General features: G+C 66.3%; 16 protein-coding genes and 2 riboswitches. Of the genes, 4 read left to right on the top strand and 12 right to left on the bottom strand.

Going from position 1 to position 15,893, the window contains the following annotated elements; genetic code table 11:
• Positions 1 to 31: 31 nt before the first annotated feature.
• The 8 genes from ASF98_RS03800 to ASF98_RS03765 form a co-directional block, all read right to left on the bottom strand.
• Positions 32 to 1,522, bottom strand: coding sequence for a molybdopterin molybdotransferase MoeA (locus tag ASF98_RS03800; RefSeq protein WP_082506694.1), 1,491 nt, complete (start codon positions 1,520 to 1,522; stop codon positions 32 to 34).
• Positions 1,519 to 1,857, bottom strand: coding sequence for a DUF6457 domain-containing protein (locus ASF98_RS24655; protein ID WP_055797873.1), 339 nt, complete (start codon positions 1,855 to 1,857; stop codon positions 1,519 to 1,521). Before ASF98_RS24655 ends, ASF98_RS03800 begins: the two co-directional genes overlap by 4 nt.
• A gap of 59 nt (positions 1,858 to 1,916) precedes the next feature.
• Positions 1,917 to 2,534 carry a molybdenum cofactor guanylyltransferase gene (mobA, locus tag ASF98_RS24650; RefSeq protein WP_055797618.1) on the bottom strand — a complete coding sequence of 206 codons (618 nt, stop codon included), beginning with the start codon at positions 2,532 to 2,534 and terminating at the stop codon, positions 1,917 to 1,919.
• Positions 2,535 to 2,614: 80 nt separating this feature from the next.
• Positions 2,615 to 3,115 carry an HNH endonuclease gene (locus tag ASF98_RS03785; RefSeq protein WP_028271305.1) on the bottom strand — a complete coding sequence of 167 codons (501 nt, stop codon included), beginning with the start codon at positions 3,113 to 3,115 and terminating at the stop codon, positions 2,615 to 2,617.
• Positions 3,116 to 3,337: 222 nt separating this feature from the next.
• Complete coding sequence (locus tag ASF98_RS03780; RefSeq protein ID WP_055797615.1) at positions 3,338 to 4,099, bottom strand: NlpC/P60 family protein; 762 nt, start codon at positions 4,097 to 4,099, stop codon at positions 3,338 to 3,340.
• A gap of 160 nt (positions 4,100 to 4,259) precedes the next feature.
• Complete coding sequence (locus tag ASF98_RS03775; RefSeq protein ID WP_055797613.1) at positions 4,260 to 4,934, bottom strand: C40 family peptidase; 675 nt, start codon at positions 4,932 to 4,934, stop codon at positions 4,260 to 4,262.
• A gap of 70 nt (positions 4,935 to 5,004) precedes the next feature.
• Positions 5,005 to 5,164, bottom strand: a riboswitch (cyclic di-AMP (ydaO/yuaA leader).
• A 148-nt stretch (positions 5,165 to 5,312) separates the two neighbouring features.
• Positions 5,313 to 6,137, bottom strand: coding sequence for a M23 family metallopeptidase (locus ASF98_RS03770; protein WP_055797610.1), 825 nt, complete (start codon positions 6,135 to 6,137; stop codon positions 5,313 to 5,315).
• Between the two features lie 3 nt (positions 6,138 to 6,140).
• Positions 6,141 to 6,352: riboswitch (cyclic di-AMP (ydaO/yuaA leader) on the bottom strand.
• 139 nt (positions 6,353 to 6,491) lie between these two features.
• Positions 6,492 to 7,187 (bottom strand): metal-dependent transcriptional regulator, encoded by a 696-nt coding sequence (locus ASF98_RS03765; protein WP_055797870.1) that lies wholly within the window; start codon positions 7,185 to 7,187, stop codon positions 6,492 to 6,494.
• A gap of 378 nt (positions 7,188 to 7,565) precedes the next feature.
• On the opposite strand from ASF98_RS03765, the gene serC reads away from it, so the two are divergent.
• On the top strand, positions 7,566 to 8,696 hold the full coding sequence (serC, locus tag ASF98_RS03760) for a phosphoserine transaminase (protein ID WP_055797607.1): 1,131 nt from the start codon (positions 7,566 to 7,568) through the stop codon (positions 8,694 to 8,696).
• A 209-nt stretch (positions 8,697 to 8,905) separates the two neighbouring features.
• On the opposite strand, the gene ASF98_RS03755 is transcribed toward serC, so the two are convergent.
• On the bottom strand, positions 8,906 to 9,469 hold the full coding sequence (locus tag ASF98_RS03755; protein WP_055797605.1) for a DUF3027 domain-containing protein: 564 nt from the start codon (positions 9,467 to 9,469) through the stop codon (positions 8,906 to 8,908).
• An 8-nt stretch (positions 9,470 to 9,477) separates the two neighbouring features.
• Positions 9,478 to 9,861, bottom strand: a complete 384-nt coding sequence (locus ASF98_RS03750) for a cold-shock protein (RefSeq protein ID WP_055797603.1) — start codon at positions 9,859 to 9,861, stop codon at positions 9,478 to 9,480.
• A gap of 184 nt (positions 9,862 to 10,045) precedes the next feature.
• Between ASF98_RS03750 and ASF98_RS03745 the strand changes: the two genes are divergently transcribed.
• The 3 genes from ASF98_RS03745 to ASF98_RS03735 are packed head-to-tail and all read left to right on the top strand — an operon-like array spanning position 10,046 to position 14,490.
• Positions 10,046 to 10,279 (top strand): hypothetical protein, encoded by a 234-nt coding sequence (locus tag ASF98_RS03745; protein WP_055797600.1) that lies wholly within the window; start codon positions 10,046 to 10,048, stop codon positions 10,277 to 10,279.
• Positions 10,280 to 10,289: 10 nt separating this feature from the next.
• Entirely contained in the window at positions 10,290 to 12,794 is a 2,505-nt protein-coding gene (locus ASF98_RS03740) for a helicase-associated domain-containing protein (protein ID WP_055797597.1), read from the top strand.
• 40 nt (positions 12,795 to 12,834) lie between these two features.
• Entirely contained in the window at positions 12,835 to 14,490 is a 1,656-nt protein-coding gene (locus ASF98_RS03735) for a DNA repair helicase XPB (RefSeq protein ID WP_055797867.1), read from the top strand.
• Positions 14,491 to 14,561: 71 nt separating this feature from the next.
• Here ASF98_RS03735 and ASF98_RS03730 read toward each other — a convergent pair whose 3' ends face one another.
• Together ASF98_RS03730 and ASF98_RS03725 are read right to left on the bottom strand one after the other, a co-directional pair.
• A complete protein-coding gene (locus ASF98_RS03730) occupies positions 14,562 to 15,428 on the bottom strand; it encodes an FHA domain-containing protein (protein ID WP_082506692.1) in 867 nt (288 codons plus the stop codon).
• A gap of 7 nt (positions 15,429 to 15,435) precedes the next feature.
• Complete coding sequence (locus ASF98_RS03725) at positions 15,436 to 15,693, bottom strand: hypothetical protein (protein WP_055797594.1); 258 nt, start codon at positions 15,691 to 15,693, stop codon at positions 15,436 to 15,438.
• Positions 15,694 to 15,893: the final 200 nt, after the last annotated feature.

Below are 15,893 nucleotides of genomic sequence, written 5' to 3'. Positions count from 1 at the left end.
GCCCGGACGGCCTTCACCAGCCGGGACCGTTTTAGCCGAGCAAAGCACTCCAGTCCACCGGACCGTCTGATGCGGCCGGCTTTCGCTGGGTCTTGCGGGGAGCCGCCTTGGCCTTCGCTGCGGCCGGCTCCGCCGCGTGGATCGGGGCACCCCACGGCAAGGCGAAGGCGGGCACGGGCTCCCCCAGCTGGATACCGTGCGGCGGCACGACCAGGACGCCGTCGGCTGCCGCAAGGCCGCGCATCATCCCGGATCCCGCGTGCTGCGCGGGTGATGCCATGCCGTAGAGGAGCCTGAAAGGCATCAGCCGGGTCCTTCCCGGTTCAGCGTCGATCATCGTTCCGCAGGGAACCTCGCTGACCGGTGGCAGCTGCCCGTGGCCCAGCGCGGCCAGCAGCGGAGCCCCCACCGTGCAGAGCGCCATCATCGCGGCAAGGGGATTGCCGGGCAGTCCAAGGATGAAGCGGCCGTCCGGCAGTTCGGCGAGGACGGCCGGGTGCCCCGGCCGCATGGCGATGCCGTCGATCAACAGGCGGCCGCCGAGTTCCGCGACTGCACGGCGGAGGTGGTCTGTTCCGGACCGGCCGGTGCCGCCGGTGGTGATGACGACGTCGGCAGGCGCCTCCTCCGCGGCGTCGTCTTCCAGGGCGGTGAGCCATTCGTCGTAGCCGTCGCCGATTTTGTCTTGCCCGCCGCTGATGCCGCCCAGCATCTCGACGACGGCGCCAAGCTGCGGCCCGAAAGTGTCGCGCACCTTACCCGGCGCCGGCAGGCCTGAGGTGACCACTTCGGAGCCCGTGAGCAGAATCCTCACCACAGGTTTTCCCTGCACGTGGAGGGAGTCGTGGCCGGCAAGCGCCGCGAGGGCCAGGTGGGCCGGATTGAGAAGAGTTCCGCTTGCGATGAGGATGTCTCCGGCTACTGCTTCCTCGCCGGCCTTCCGGATGTGCTGGCCGTTCCTCGGTTCACCGGGCCGTGCCGCGCCGCCAAGGACCAGCACGGGGAGCCCCTCCTCATCAGTGGACATGGTGCCGCTTTCGCTGCGGAGCACAGCCTTGGCGCCAGGGGGAATCAGGCCGCCGGTGACGATGGGACTGGCTTGGTGGGGTGCCAGCCGGTGGCCGGGCTCTGCCAGTATCCACGGGCCGCTTCCGTTGACCGCCCAGCCGTCCATGGCGGATGAAGCGTAGTGCGGCATGTCCTGGAGCGCGGTGACGTCAGCCGCGAGCGTCCGGCCGAGCGCAGTCCTGAGCGGCACCGGCCCCGGCGGGATGGGTGTTGCGCAGTCGAATGACGCCTGCCGGGCTTCCTGCCAGGTGTGCGCCAAATGGGTGTGGCCTGCGTCGACGGTACCCGTTTCGGCAGTGCCCGACTCGGCAGCAACCGTCCCGGGAGTGCTCACATCAGCGGAGCCGGCATCGTCAGTGCCTGCGGCATCGGCAGCGCCGGGACCATCGGAGGGTTCCCCGCGTTCAGGCACGTCGCTGGCGGCGTCACCGCCGCCCGGCGGCGCAGCCGTCATGCGCCGGGGTTCCCGCTGCTGACGGCCGGTCCGGAATCCGGCTGCTGCGCGGCCGCGGCGGAATCCGCTGCTGCATAGTCCATTGCCAGCGCCCGCGCCACCCCCATGGCAGCCTGCATGGAAACCGAGTCCGGAGCCTGCCCCGAACCCGACGCCATACCCGCTGCGAAGCCGGCGATGAACGTGGTCAGCGGCGCCGCCGGCCGCACCACAGAGTGGGCCGCGACCCCGGCCAGAGCCAATACTTCATCGACGTCCACCTCGACGTCCTCCAGCTCGAAGGCTTGCAGCAGCGCCCGGCACCAGTCCTCCAGCGTTTCGTCCTGGCTTTTCACCGTTGCCTCCAAACTCAAATTCAGTTGCGGTGCCACCGCCCGGTCCCACCCACGGTGGCTTATGACCCCTGGCGGGACACCCCTAGCGCGGTGGCATCGTCCCAGGTATCCACGTCATCGGTGGCACCGGAGGGGACGGTAACTGTCCGCACGTCAAGCCTAGCAAGGAGGGCGAAGACTGATGCCCCCGTAAGGCTTCCGCTCTGCCCCAGTTCGCTCACGGCGCGTTGTAGCGCAGCTGTGCCATAAAAGCCCGCAAGCGGCTGTTTGCGGCCATCAGGCGAGGCGGACATGACTCCCTCGGAGCCGGCCGCGCCGCTAGCGTCTTCGGCCAAGGCGAGCTGAAGCGCGGCAACGGCCTGGTCGGCTTTGGGCATGTCGCAAGCCAGGACCAGGGTCATCGCTGCGCGCAACGGACCGCGTGCGCGCTCCAAGGCGGCCATGCCAGCGCCTATGGCTGCCGCCGGGCCGGCAAACGCGGGCTCCTCCCGGCACGACAGGACACCGGCGGGCAGTCCGCCGGGATCAGGTCCCACCACCACCACCGCTCCCGCCCCCGTGGCTGCCGCTAGCGACCGCGAAAGGAGGGTGGCGCCGTCGAACACCAACTGGGACTTGGGCACGCCGCCCAGGCGGGATGACCGCCCGCCGGCCAGGATCAAGGCATCAAACTCCACAGTGCCAGCCTAGCGATGCGGGCCGGCACCATGGAACCGTGGAGCCTTAGTAACCGTGAAGCCTTAGTAACCGTGAAGCCTTAAGCGGCTGATTCGGGCAGGAGGAAAGGGTCCCACGCGGGAGTGGGCTTTTCCAGTTCCTTGATCTGCCAGATCGTGCCGTGCGGAGGCGCGGGCACGAACCTGAGTTTCCAGCCCATCTCGGCAGGCGTGTGGTCGCCCTTCACGTTGTTGCATCGAAGGCAGGCGGCCACCAGGTTCTCCCAGGAATCGGCACCGCCCCTCGATTTCGGGTGGACGTGGTCAATGGTGTGTGCTGCCTTACCGCAATAGGCGCAGCGGTGGCCGTCACGGCGCAGCACGCCCCGGCGGCTCACAGCCGTGATGGTGTTGTACCGGGGCCGGATGTAGCGGTTTAGGAGTATCACGGACGGACGGCCCAGGATCTCCTGCGGCCCGACGACAGGATCGTCGCCTTCGGCCACCACGCTAGCTTTTCCGGTCAGCACAAGAACCAGCGCCCGGCGGAAGGTCACAACCGCCAGCGGTTCATATCCAGCATTAAGAACGAGTGTGCGCATGCACATACCTCTTCACGGCCGCACCCGTCAGGGGCTCGAGGGCCGGCTGCCCTCTGCTTGTCCGGGCTATGGATCGACAACACAAGAGTAAACACTCAAGTGCCCTATCGCCGAATCGGCTCTTTACCATAGACTCCGTGTCGGCAAAAATTCACCTGCCGGAAACGCAGAAGGACCCCTGCCCGAGGGCAGGGGTCCTTCTGTTACGCGTGAACCGGGGTATTAGCCGCCGACGCGGATGAAGACCGGACCGGAACCAACGTTGACGCTGAACAGCGAGGTGGTTCCGCCGTTCCAGCCGCCGTGAACGGCCTGGCCGTTGCCGACGTAGACAGCGATGTGGGCCATGCCCATGCCGCCGTTCTCGTAGTACGCGAGGTCGCCCGGCTGTGCCTCAGCGGCGCTCACGGTGCGGCCCAGGGACAGGTAACCTGCCGGCCAGCCGTGGTAGTTGACGCCGACTGCTGCAAGCGCGTTGGTGGCGAGGGCAGTGCAGTCCTGCGCGACACCCAGCTGGGCGTAGGCGGCGGCAGCAATCGCTGCGCCGTTTCCGCTGGCGGCGGCGGGGGCTGCAGCTGCAGGGACGGCCGGGGCCGACACGGTCGCGGCAGCGGCAACCGGAGCGGCCTCGGGAGCAGCTTCCTGCACCTCGACGACAGGCTTGGGAGCCTCGACGACCGGAGCCGGGGAGGTGGAGACCGCCGGCTTCTCGAAGGAGATGGCGATGCTGGAAGCGGCCGAGATGTTGGCCGGAGCAGAAGACTGCACTTCCAGGGTGGAAGCAGAGGTTGCTTCGCGCTGAACATTGGTGTCGGCAGCGTTGGCTGCGATACCGCTGGTCAGGACCAGGCCGGAAGCTGCAGCGATAACCGCAGCCTGACGGCCCATGCCGCCGGCGTTGTCGCCGACAGCCTTGGCAATGACAGCAAGCGAGTTGGTTTTGGTAACCTCGGCGCGGTGCCGTGCGATCGCACGAGTAGTCATTATTTCTCTCTTTCGTTTTCCTCAGACTGCGTGGCAGGCCGCGGTTTTTGGACGCTCCGGCATCTTGGGGGTAAGCCGGAACGGCCCGAACAGGTTTATTTAGCGAAGAACGCGCGCTTCAGCGACGGGAAACCCGGGATGTAGCGAAGCGCCGCGTGTTCTAGCGAAGCGTGTAGAACGCAGAAGTGCCCGTGGCGGACACAGCGTGCAGGATCGTGCCCTGCGACGGGTTCAACGCGCTGATCATCATGCCGTTGCCGACGTAGATGCCAACGTGCGCACCGCCGTTTTGCATGACCAGGTCGCCCGGCGCCGGGGTGGCGGTGGGTGTCATGGCGGTCCATGCATTGGTGCGGGGGATGCTGATGCCAGCCTGGGCGTAGACCCACTGGGTGAAGCCTGAGCAGTCCCAGCCGCTGGGAGTGGTGCCGCCCCAGACGTAGGCGCTGCCAATACCGGTGTACGCGATGGCGGCGAGGCCCGATGCTGCTGCAGAGGAGGCGGCGTCGGCAAGCTTGCCGGCCTTGGCTTCCCCGTCAGCACCAGTGGAGGTCTCGCTGGCGTCGGTACCGGTGGACTGTGCCCGGACGGTTTCAATCTTGGGCGCTGCCGTCGTGGTGACTGACGGACGCTCGAAGGAAACAGTCGCTGTCGGTTCAGCGGTTACGGCCAGCTGGGCTGACTGAGAGCCGGACTCCGTCGAAGCGGAAACACCCAGGTTGGTATCGGCGGCATTTGCCGGCATTCCAACGCTGAGGATCAGTCCGGACGCAGCTGCGATCACAGCCGCCTGGCGACCTACGGTCCCGGCGTTGGCAGTAACAGCCCTGGACACGGAGTTCAACGGGTTCGTACGAACCGTTTGCGCACGGTGGCGCGCAGAAGTGTTGCGTGTAGACACGAAGGTAGCCTCTCCCAATGCCTACGAGGTGAGCTGTCGGATTCGGATGGGAGTCACCCGGCCGCTCGGCTTCCTGGGAAGCTTTTGCGACTTAACCCCAAGGTCTTCTTGCGAAGACCAAAATTGGTTCCCCCGCCTCTGCCAGACGATGTCATGCGAACGGACCTTGAGCGGTGGCAGAGTTAGGCAATCCACTCAAGAGCGCCAACTTCGGAAAAGTTGGCGTGCTCTAAACGGTACAGGAATTCCGAACGAATGTCACATTCAGGTCACGGCATGTCACAGGAATGCGAGAGTGACCCATCGCTTGGGTCAGAGCCAGCCGGTGGGGTCAACGACTTCGCCGTTGACCATCACTTCGAAATGGAGGTGGCAGCCGGTGGAAGCGCCGGTGGTCCCGCTGAGGGCCACAACGTCGCCGCGGCTGACCTTCTGGCCGACCTGGACGCTTGAAGACGAAAGGTGGTTATACGTGGTTTCGAGGCCGTTGCCGTGGTCAATCACCACCCGGTTTCCGCCGCCGTAGGGGTGCCAGCCGGAGAACGTGACCGTTCCGCTGGCGGCAGCCAGGACGCTGGTGCCGCACTGTGCCGCGTAGTCCTGGCCCCGGTGGAACTCACCGGCACCGCCGGTTATCGGGCTGACCCGGAAACCGAAGGGCGAAGCGGAAACCAGGTGTTCGAGCGGCGCCCCAAGGCTCCCGGCGGAAGCAGCGCGGGTGATGGTGCCCGCGGACTGCGCGCTCAGGAGCTGCTTGAGCTTGCCGTCGGGATCGCCCTTGGTGGCGACATAAGTGCGGTTGAAGTCAATTTTGGCGCCGGCGGCAGCGGAAATCTCCGGCTGCGCTGCAACTGAAGCGGCGACACCGGCATTCCCGGTGTCCGCAGTGGACATCATGGGACCGGTCGACGGGACGGTCACGGTGAGGACAAGTCCGGTGGCGGCAAGGGCAATGCCGGCCTTCTGACCCACGCCGCTCGCCGAGGCGAAGTCCGTTACCTGGCTGAACAGGCTGCGGCGCCGGCGTGCATCACGGTGTGCATCGCGCGGCCTGACCGTCATTACGGCTTCGGCCACAGGGTACTCCGAAGCGGGACCGGTCGCCCTGCGGCGGCCCCTGACGGTCTGCGTGGTCAAGAAATATCCTCTCTGGAGAGCCTGCGAAGTTAGCTGTCGGATTCGGGTCAGAGAGTGCAAAGACCCGGTCCGCCACTGCAAGGCATCCGACACAGGTCTCCCTAGGGAATCCTTCGTCGGAAGTGGCTTGCTGCTGACGGACTTCACCCCAAGGCCGTTTTTCAACGGCCGGTTGTGGTTCCTCCGCCTCTGCCAGGAGGTGGTTCGCACACTGATCCGCTGGCAGAGCTCGGCTTCGGATCAGGTAACGCTTTTGTATCGGCGCTAGTGCTCAACTATAGGCGATTAATCAGCGCGGTAATAATTCCGTTATCTGGGTCTCAGTACGTTGTAGGTGGTCCTACAAGGGCGCGGTTAGCTGACCGTAACAAACACGTGGGCCGCAACCTCGGGCGGCAACTCCAGGGCGCCTTCGATCTCGGGCACACGCACGGAGATGTACTCCCCCACACGCTCCAGGGCGAGGGACGCCCCCGGCCGGATTCCGCCTTCATCCAGCTGCACCAGCAACTCCGGCTCAACCTGGATGGGCTCGGCCAGCCTGCTCACCGTAATGCGCGAGTCGGCTCCGTACCCGGTCATGGCCTCAAGGAGGTTCACCACACCGTCGGTGAACGCGGGAGTGGGCTGCCCACCGAGCGCCGCCAGGCCTGGAATGGGATTGCCATAGGGGGAAACCGTGGGGTGGTTCAGGAGTTCGAAGATGCGACGCTCCACCCGCTCGCTCATGACGTGTTCCCAGCGGCACGCTTCGTCGTGGACGTACGCCCAGTCGAGTCCGATGACATCGGCCAGCAGCCGTTCCGCGAGGCGGTGTTTGCGCATGACTTCGGTGGCGCGTTTCCGGCCGGTTTCGGTGAGCTCAAGGTGCCGGTCCCCCGAAACAACCACCAGTCCGTCACGCTCCATGCGCCCGATGGTCTGCGAAACGGTGGGCCCGGAGTGGCGCAGCCGTTCGGCAATCCGGGCGCGGAGAGCCACGATGTTCTCTTCCTCAAGCTCCAAGATTGTCCGAAGATACATCTCCGTGGTGTCGATCAGATCGGTCATCCAGCTCAGCTCCTCGAGCACAGTCCTTGCGTCAGTCCCACCGTACCGCGCAAAGGCCTCCACGTTGGCCTCGGCGGGGTGGACCTGCATCCACCGACCGGCCGCTGGGAAAAGCCCCACGGGATCAGCCAGACCGGCTACGCGGCCCGCTGTACGACAGCAACCAGTTTAGCCTATTTTGAATTACTCCGGATAATCTTCCGCGCACTGCGCTGACCTGCGGCCGGGATGTCTCAGTGACTGGACTATGACGGATGCCGTTCCCTCCCCTGCAGGCACGTCAGGCAGAATATAGGGGATTCCCCCTGCAGGAACCCGTGCACTGCCGGGCCACCGTCCACACCGGAAACACGTCCACGCCGATAAATTGGAGCCATTGTGAGCGACACCAGCATCACTATCCCCGCCAACCTCCTGCCCAAGGACGGACGGTTCGGCGCCGGGCCATCAAAGGTCCGCCCCGAGCAGATCGAGGCGCTGTCCGCCGCCTCTGCCACGCTTCTGGGCACGTCGCACCGCCAGGCCCCGGTGAAGAACCTGGTCGGGTCTGTCCGCAGCGGCCTCAGTGAATTTTTCCGCGCCCCCGAAGGATACGAAGTCATCCTCGGCGTGGGCGGGTCAACGGCATTCTGGGACATCGCGGCGTTCGGACTTGTGGACAGCAAGGCCCAGCACCTCTCGTTCGGCGAATTCGGCTCCAAATTCGCCTCCGCTACCAACAAGGCTCCGTTCCTGGATGCCTCCTCCATCATCAAAGCCGAGCCCGGCACACGGCCTGAAGCCACCGCGGAAGCGGGCGTGGACGTCTACGCCTGGCCGCAGAACGAAACGTCCACGGGCGTGGCAGCTCCGGTCAAGCGGGTTGCCGGCGCGGATGAAGGCTCGCTTGTCCTGGTGGACGCCACCTCGGCTGCCGGCGGCCTGGACGTCGACGTTTCGGAAGCCGATGTGTACTACTTCGCCCCGCAGAAGAACTTCGCGTCCGACGGCGGCCTGTGGCTGGGGCTCTTCTCTCCGGCCGCGCTGGAGCGCGCCGCCCGGATCAAGGCGAGCGGCCGGTGGATCCCCGATTTCCTTGACCTGAAGACCGCCATCGACAACTCACGGCTCAACCAGACGTATAACACCCCTGCGCTGGCCACACTGGTAACCCTGGACGCGCAGGTGCAGTGGCTGAACGCCAGCGGCGGCCTTGATTTTGCCGCTGCACGCACCGCCGATTCGGCCGGACGCATCTATGACTGGGCAGAGGCCTCCGAGTACGCCACGCCGTTCGTTGCCAGGGCCGAAGACCGTTCCAACGTGATCGCCACCATCGACTTCGACGACTCGATTGATGCGGCGGCAATCGCCAAGGTCCTTCGCGCCAACGGCATTGTGGACACCGAACCGTACCGCAAGCTGGGCCGCAACCAGCTGCGCATCGCCACGTTCGTGGCGATCGACCCGGACGATGTCTCGGCTCTCCTGTCCAGCATCGACTACGTCGTGGGAGAACTGCGGAAGTAGGGAATCAGCTGCTGCTGACGCTTTAGCGTCCGACGGCGTCGTCCGGGTTTTGGTCCCGGACGGCGCCTTCTTCGTTAAGTGCTCCGCTGCCAGCCTTGCTGGAGCGCGTCAGCCTTGCTGGAGCGGCTGGCTCCCCCGCACAGCACGCGAAGTGGCGCAGCCCCTCACGGAGCCTCACCTTTCCGGGGGCAGCGCGGGGGAAGGGCAGGCTAGTTGACCTCGCGGGCGGAGCCGGATGGTTTCTCCGGTGCGTCACTGTCGTCGTCGGAGTCTTCATCGTCGTCGGAAGCGTCGCCGTCGTCCGAAACGGCGGCGCCGTCGTCGAAACCGGCCAGGGCAGTGTCCTGGGCGTCGGCGTCCACAACGGGCGCCTCCGCGTCCTGTTCATTTTCCTGGGCGTCCTCCGGGCGCACCCGTTCAGCCCAGGGCACCCACTCCGGTGCGAGGATGGAATCCTCCGAAGGCAGCAGGCCAAGTTCGTTCACCGTGATGACCTTGGAACGGGAATTGCGGGTGAGCACCGCGTACCACTGCCATCCCTGGTACCCGGCCAGCCGGGACTCGAAGAGATGCGTGACAACGCGGTCCCCTTCGCTCTTGGCACCGAGGTGCTGTCCGATCTGCTCGGCCGGGGCGATGCCCTCCACTGCAGCTCGGGCAAAGTCCACGGCTGCAGCAAGCACCGCATCCGGTTTGCCGACGCGCCACACGGGGACGCCGGCGCGGGGCTTTGACGCCGGTTTGGGGGTGCCCTGGTCAGGTTGGGAAGTCATGCGGATGCCTAGGCGTCCAGCTCGTCGGCGACCTTACGGAGGGCAGCTGCAATCGCCTTGGCCTTGTTGCCTTCCGGGTACTTTCCGGCGGACAGCGTTCCGGACAGGTTGTCCAGAACGCTTACCAGGTCCTGGACGAGGGGTGCCAGGTCCTTGGCGCTGGGACGCTTAGCCTTCGCGATGGACGGGGTCTTGTCCAGCACGCGCAGCCCGAGGGCCTGGGCTCCCTTGCGGCCGTCAGCCACACCGAACTCCACGCGCGTGCCGGCCTTGAGGTCCGTTACGCCCTCGGGCAGGGCGGATTTGGGCAGGAATACTTCCTGGCCGTCCTCACCTGCGAGGAATCCGAAGCCTTTTTCCTTGTCATACCACTTGACCTTGCCGGTAGGCACGTAATCAACCTTCTTCGTTCTGGACTTCCTGTGACACGGCCGGCGGCCACCGCATCCGCATTGATATGCGGGTTCAGGGTATGGCTGCCCGGACCATGTTGGTCTGTATCTTCAAGGTTATCCTGCCGGGACCCGGATTCCCGCTTTGCGGCACGGGCACAGCCGGGCTGTTAGCGTTACTTCCATGACACCCTCCCGCTACCGGCGGCCACTGATGATAGTTGCGGCGGTTATTGCTGTCCTTTCGCTGGCTGCCGTGGGCGCCGTAATGGCCATCGCCTTTGGCGGCAGTGCCGCTCCGGTGTGGGTAACATCCCTGGCCCTCTACGGCCTGCCGCTGGCGTTCCTCCTGATGATATTCCTGGTGATCGACGGCGTCGCCGCCCGCCGCCGGGCAGGAAAGTCCGGCGGGCGGTAACGTTGGACTGATGTCCTTTATTCGCGCGCTCAGCAAGGAACTGGAGGCACGCAGCGACGACTCGTTGCGGGCCCTGTTCTCCGCGCGGCCGGACCTGGTCTCACCCAACGTTCCGGACTTTGCGGCCCTCGCGGCGCGGGCCAGCGCCAGGGTCAGCGTGCAGCGGGCACTGGAGCGGCTGAACCGGCCGCAGATGCAGGTTCTGGAGACTCTCCACCTCTGCACCAACACGGACACCGCCCACAGCGCCTCGGCCGCGGGACTCAAGAAACTCATCCGCGGCGCCTCGCTGTCCGCCATCGAACGGATCCTGCACTCCCTTGAAGAACTGGCCCTCGTGCACCGCGCCGAGCCCCCGCACGGTGCCGCGCTGCCGGCAGGTGCCCGCCAGCGCTTCTACCTTCCGGTCGGAAGCCTCCGTGACGTCGTAGGGATATATCCGGCAGGACTGGGCAGGAGCTACACGGAACTTGTCCGGCTGCAGCCGGCCTTCGCCCAGCGCGTGGTGCAACTGGTGGGCGAACTACACCACAGCGGCGCCTCAATCCATCCCGCCACAACGCCCATGGAAGCCGCCCTGTCACTGCAGCATTGGACAGCCACGCCCGATGCCCTGGAACGGCTCCTCGCCACGGCCCCGGACCGCACTACGGCGCTCCTGGCCCGTTTCGGGAACTGGGCCATGGGCGCCGTGCCCCAGGCCCAGCGGCGGGCCTCCGTCGTTAACGAAGGCCCCGACGTCGGGCCGGTTGACTGGCTCCTGGCGAGGGGCCTGCTGGTACCGCTGGACGCCGCCCACGTGGAGCTGCCGCACAGCGTCGGGATTGCCCTCCGCGGCGGGGCCGTGATCGAGGACTTCACGCTGACTCCCCCGGTACCCAGGCTAGGACAGACCACGGCGGCGCTCCGGCGAAATGCAGCTTTGGGCGCCATTGCCGAAACCCTCCGTCTGGCAGGAGAGCTCCTGTACAACGTGCGCGAGCAGCCCCTCGTCACGTTGCGGAGCGGGGGCGTCGGCGTACGCGAGATGAAGCGCCTGGCGGACGCACTCCGGATCGACCTCCACCCCGCCGGCCTGCTGGTTGAGCTCTGTGCCCTGGCCGGACTTCTCCGGCTGGACGTTGACAGCTCCGCCTGGGTCCAGCCGGAACAGCTTGAGTGGCTTACGCTGCCGCGCCAGGAACAGTGGCTCTGGCTCGTGAATGCCTGGCTGGCCAGCGAACGCGCCCCGTCGCTAGTGGGCCAGCCAGTCACCGGTCCGGGCGCCGGCTCTGCCCCGCACCGTGCGGCTGCCGGCACCACCATCAACGCCCTGTCGGCTGAGGCCCAGCGGCCGGACGCGCCTGTCATCCGGAAGAGGATCCTGGAGATCCTCAACGAACTTACGGACGAGGCCGCCGAGGCCGACGGCAAGGCGCCGGTGCTGGACGCGGCCGCGGTGCTGCAACGGGCAGAATGGACCCAGCCCCGGATGGCCCGGCGCTTTAGTTCGCTGATCCGCGGCGTCCTGGCGGAAGCGGAGATGCTCGGCCTCATCGGTTCGGGCGCGCTTAGCCAGTTGGGCTCCGCGATCGCCGCGGAACGTCCTGATGAAGCGCTGGATATCCTGGGAGAGCATCTGCCGGCCGCCCTCAACCACGTTTTGCTGCAGGCTGACCTCACTGCCGTGGCGCCTGGGTACCTGGCGCCCGAGTTGAGCGAAAAGCTCCTGGTGATGGCCGACGCCGAGGGCCAGGGTCCCGCTACGATCTACCGGTTCTCCGTGGCGTCCGTCCGCCGCGCCCTCGACGCCGGCCACGACGCCGGCAGCCTGTTGCGTTTCCTGCGCGACCACTCGGCCACCGCGGTACCGCAGCCACTCGAATACCTCGTGGAGGACACCGCGGCCAGGCACGGCAGGCTGCGCGTGGGCGTGGCGTCCAGCTTCATCCAAAGCGACGACGAAGACGCCCTGCTCGAACTCGTCAAGGAATCCAGCGCGGCAGGGCTGGGGCTGGTCCGCATTGCGCCCACAGTCCTGATCTCCCGCGCGGGCCCGAAGGAAACCGCCCAGGTACTGCGTGCGCTGGGTTTGTCACCGGCCGTCGAGGAGGCTGAGTCGGCGCTGATCCGGCTGCGCCGGACCACTGCCGTTCCGGGCAGCGGGCGTCCCGTGTACAGTGCGCCGCGGACGGCACCGGCGGAGGCCGACGTCGACGCCCAGTTGGCGATTCTCCGCAGCCACGGAGCCGCTCATGGACCGAACGGCAACGGAAGCCGCCGCACGGCGCCAGGGGCAACGGGCGAGGAAGCAACGCAGCTCGGGCTCGAAACCCTGCAGAAGGCCATCCGGCTCCGGCAGGCAGTGGTGATGAACGTGGTGGACAGCCAAGGGAATTCCAGCAGGGAAACGGTTGTTCCGGTGTCTGTGAACGGCGGACGGGTGAGGGTCTTCGACCCCGCACGCGAAACCGAACGCGTGCTCTCGATCCACCGGATCATCGACATTGAGGCGGAAGAGGGATCCCAGCAGTGACCAGCACCCCACGAACCAGCGGCATCAGGGCTTGGGCACCGTGAACGACGGGCCCCTGATCGTCCAGAGCGACAAAACCATCCTGCTCGAAGTGGACCATGAGCAGGCCACGGAAGCCAGGCACGCCATCGCCGCCTTCGCCGAGCTGGAGCGCGCACCGGAACACGTGCACAGCTACCGCCTGACTCCGTTAGGGCTGTGGAACGCCCGCGCTGCCGGGCTGGACGCCGAACGCGTCCTGGACACCCTATTGAAGTACTCGCGCTTCCCGGTGCCGCATTCCCTGCTGATCGATATCGAAGAAACGATGTCCCGCTATGGCCGGCTGCGGCTGGAAAAGGACCCGCAGCACGGGCTGGTGATGCGGACCAGCGATTACCCCGTGCTCGAGGAAGTCTGCCGTGCCAAGAAGATCCAGCCCCTGCTGGGCCCGCGCATCGACGGCGAGACCGTGGTGGTCCATTCCTCGCAGCGCGGGCAGCTGAAGCAGCTGCTCCTCAAGATCGGCTGGCCCGCCGAAGACCTGGCCGGCTACGTGGACGGCACGCCGCACCCCATTATGCTCAACGAGTCCGGCTGGAAGCTCCGGCCCTACCAGAAACTGGCCACGGAGAACTTCTGGGCCGGCGGCAGCGGCGTCGTCGTGCTCCCCTGCGGCGCCGGCAAAACGCTTGTGGGTGCGGCGGCCATGGCCACAAGCTCCACCACAACGCTGATCCTGGTGACCAACACCGTGTCCGCCCGGCAGTGGAAGGACGAGCTCGTCAAGCGGACCTCGCTGACGGCGGACGAGATCGGTGAGTACTCCGGCTCGGTCAAGGAAGTCCGCCCGGTCACCATAGCGACCTACCAGGTCCTGACCACGAAGCGTGGCGGGCTCTACCCCCACCTGGAACTGGTGGACGGCCACGACTGGGGCCTGATCATCTACGACGAGGTCCACCTGTTGCCGGCACCCATCTTCCGGATGACGGCGGACCTGCAGGCCCGGCGCAGGCTCGGATTGACCGCAACCCTGGTACGCGAGGACGGCCGCGAAGGCGAAGTCTTCAGCCTGATCGGCCCGAAACGCTACGACGCGCCGTGGAAGGACATCGAGGCCCAGGGCTACATCGCCCCGGCGGACTGCGTGGAAGTCAGGGTGGATCTTCCCCATGACGAACGTGTTGCGTACGCCATGGCCGAGGACGCCGACAAGTACCGGCTTTGTGCCACGTCCGAAACGAAGACCATGGTGGTGGAGCAACTGGTGGAACAGCACCGGGGTGAGCAACTGCTGGTCATCGGCCAGTACATCGACCAGCTGGACGAGCTGGGTGAACGGCTCCAGGCCCCCGTGATCAAGGGCGACACGTCCGTAAAGGAGCGCCAGAAGCTGTTCGAAGCCTTCCGGGCGGGCGAAGTGCAGACCTTGGTGGTTTCCAAGGTTGCGAACTTCTCCATTGACCTTCCGGAAGCTTCGGTAGCCATCCAGGTGTCCGGCTCGTTCGGTTCCCGGCAGGAGGAAGCCCAGCGACTGGGCCGGCTGCTGCGCCCCAAGCAGGACGGCCGCGCAGCGCGGTTCTACTCACTGGTGGCGCGGGACACGCTCGACCAGGACTTCGCGGCGAAGCGCCAGCGGTTCCTGGCAGAGCAGGGCTATGCCTACCGGATCATGGACGCCAAGGACGTGGGACGGAATCCTTCGGCCACCTGATTCGGCGGCCGGCTCCCCGCAGGATCCCGTTCCCGCTGAATCCCAGGCCAAACGTCCGCCGCCGCCGGTAGTCAGCTGATCCCCCACGATCCGTCCCGTTCCGTGGTTCCTGTCCGCGGGTCAAGCTGCGGTGCCTGATAGGCGAGTTCGCCGCCGCTGCGGCCGCCGAACGGACGTCCGTGGTCCGCGAACTCCTCCCGGAAATAGGCCAGGCACCACTGTCCCATCTGGATGCGGGCGCCCGTTCGAAGCACGGACTCACCCGTGGATGCGACACTGCCTGTCACCTTCCCGTGCGGCACGAGTACGTACTCGTCGTCAGCGTTGTGGACTATTTCCGCATGGAGGCCGTCCAGTCCGTCCAGCTGGACGTCCGAGGACCCGTCACTGCCGATCCTGACTATTTCCCTGCTCAGGGTGTATTCGCGCGGCACCTGTCCGTTCCATGTGGCCGAGTCCTGGACGAAGATGAGCCTGGGCCGGCCGCTCCCCCGGCTGTGGTGGGTGGTGGTGGCACGGCGGACGATGCTCCGCCTGACTGTCGGCATCAGCGGCAGCGGAGTCTGCGGGGGCAGCAGCGAGAATCTCGGCGGGCGCCGCCCGCGTTTCATGAGTGGCGCCAGCGCGCCGAGCTTCCCCAACTTGATGTGGGGTGAGCGGGTAATGAGCCGCTGCGACGCCGGGCTTGCGACGGCTCCGAGGCTCACGATGTGACCGTCCGGGCCGTCAACCACCACTGAAAGCCCCCGGTCCGCGAGGGTCTTGGCCAGTGGCCGGATGTCATCGAGCGACGGCATGCCGCCGGAACTGAACGACTCAAGGCTGTCCACGGCAATTCGCACTTGGCTGCCGCCGGCCTCTGCTGTTCCCCGCGTTATGGTTCCGGACTCATCGGTATAGGAGAAGTCCAGATCCATGTCGAGGCGGAATCCGTTCACGTCCGGATCAGCTCCGGTTCTCGTCTGACCCCGAGGCGTCGTTGTCGCTGGTGGTCACCCGGAGGCTGCCGTTGAGCTTCCAGGTGGCACGCGGGGCGTCCGGGCCGATGTCGCGCGGAACCTCGACCGTCATGTCGATGAAGTTGTAGTTGATCGCGGCGCCCTTGCCGGTCAAGTAGGACCACATTTCCTCAGCCAGGTCAGCCCAGTCGCGGATACTGCGGTCAGCCGTACGGGTACTCTCGGGCGCATGTATTTCCGTCATGGTGGTAGTTCCCCTTCATTGGGTGCCGCATGAACGATTGGTCCCGAATCCTCATGGACTCAGTGGGCCCACTCTAGTACTGGCCGGTAGCAGGGGAAACCCTCCGCGGCCCGAACGAATTACCCGCAAAAAGGGTTCCCCGTAGTCCGCGGGCGCCAGCGTGGCCCCGCCTGACGAATGCCTCGTCGGCGACAGCCCGG

Source organism: Arthrobacter sp. Leaf337 (genome assembly GCF_001423745.1).
In the GTDB taxonomy this organism is placed as follows: domain Bacteria; phylum Actinomycetota; class Actinomycetes; order Actinomycetales; family Micrococcaceae; genus Arthrobacter.
This window is presented reverse-complemented; position numbering and strand designations above follow the sequence as displayed.

What these genes read in the sequence shown, in the direction of transcription:
- ASF98_RS03800 (WP_082506694.1), bottom strand. Translation starts at nt 1,522, where the DNA reads ATGACGGCTGCGCCGCCGGGCGGCGGTGACGCCGCCAGCGACGTGCCT.
- ASF98_RS03785 (WP_028271305.1), bottom strand. Translation starts at nt 3,115, where the DNA reads ATGCGCACACTCGTTCTTAATGCTGGATATGAACCGCTGGCGGTTGTG.
- ASF98_RS03725 (WP_055797594.1), bottom strand. Translation starts at nt 15,693, where the DNA reads ATGACGGAAATACATGCGCCCGAGAGTACCCGTACGGCTGACCGCAGT.
- ASF98_RS03745 (WP_055797600.1), top strand. Translation starts at nt 10,046, where the DNA reads ATGACACCCTCCCGCTACCGGCGGCCACTGATGATAGTTGCGGCGGTT.
- ASF98_RS03740 (WP_055797597.1), top strand. Translation starts at nt 10,290, where the DNA reads ATGTCCTTTATTCGCGCGCTCAGCAAGGAACTGGAGGCACGCAGCGAC.
- ASF98_RS03755 (WP_055797605.1), bottom strand. Translation starts at nt 9,469, where the DNA reads ATGACTTCCCAACCTGACCAGGGCACCCCCAAACCGGCGTCAAAGCCC.
- ASF98_RS03780 (WP_055797615.1), bottom strand. Translation starts at nt 4,099, where the DNA reads ATGACTACTCGTGCGATCGCACGGCACCGCGCCGAGGTTACCAAAACC.
- ASF98_RS03765 (WP_055797870.1), bottom strand. Translation starts at nt 7,187, where the DNA reads ATGACCGATCTGATCGACACCACGGAGATGTATCTTCGGACAATCTTG.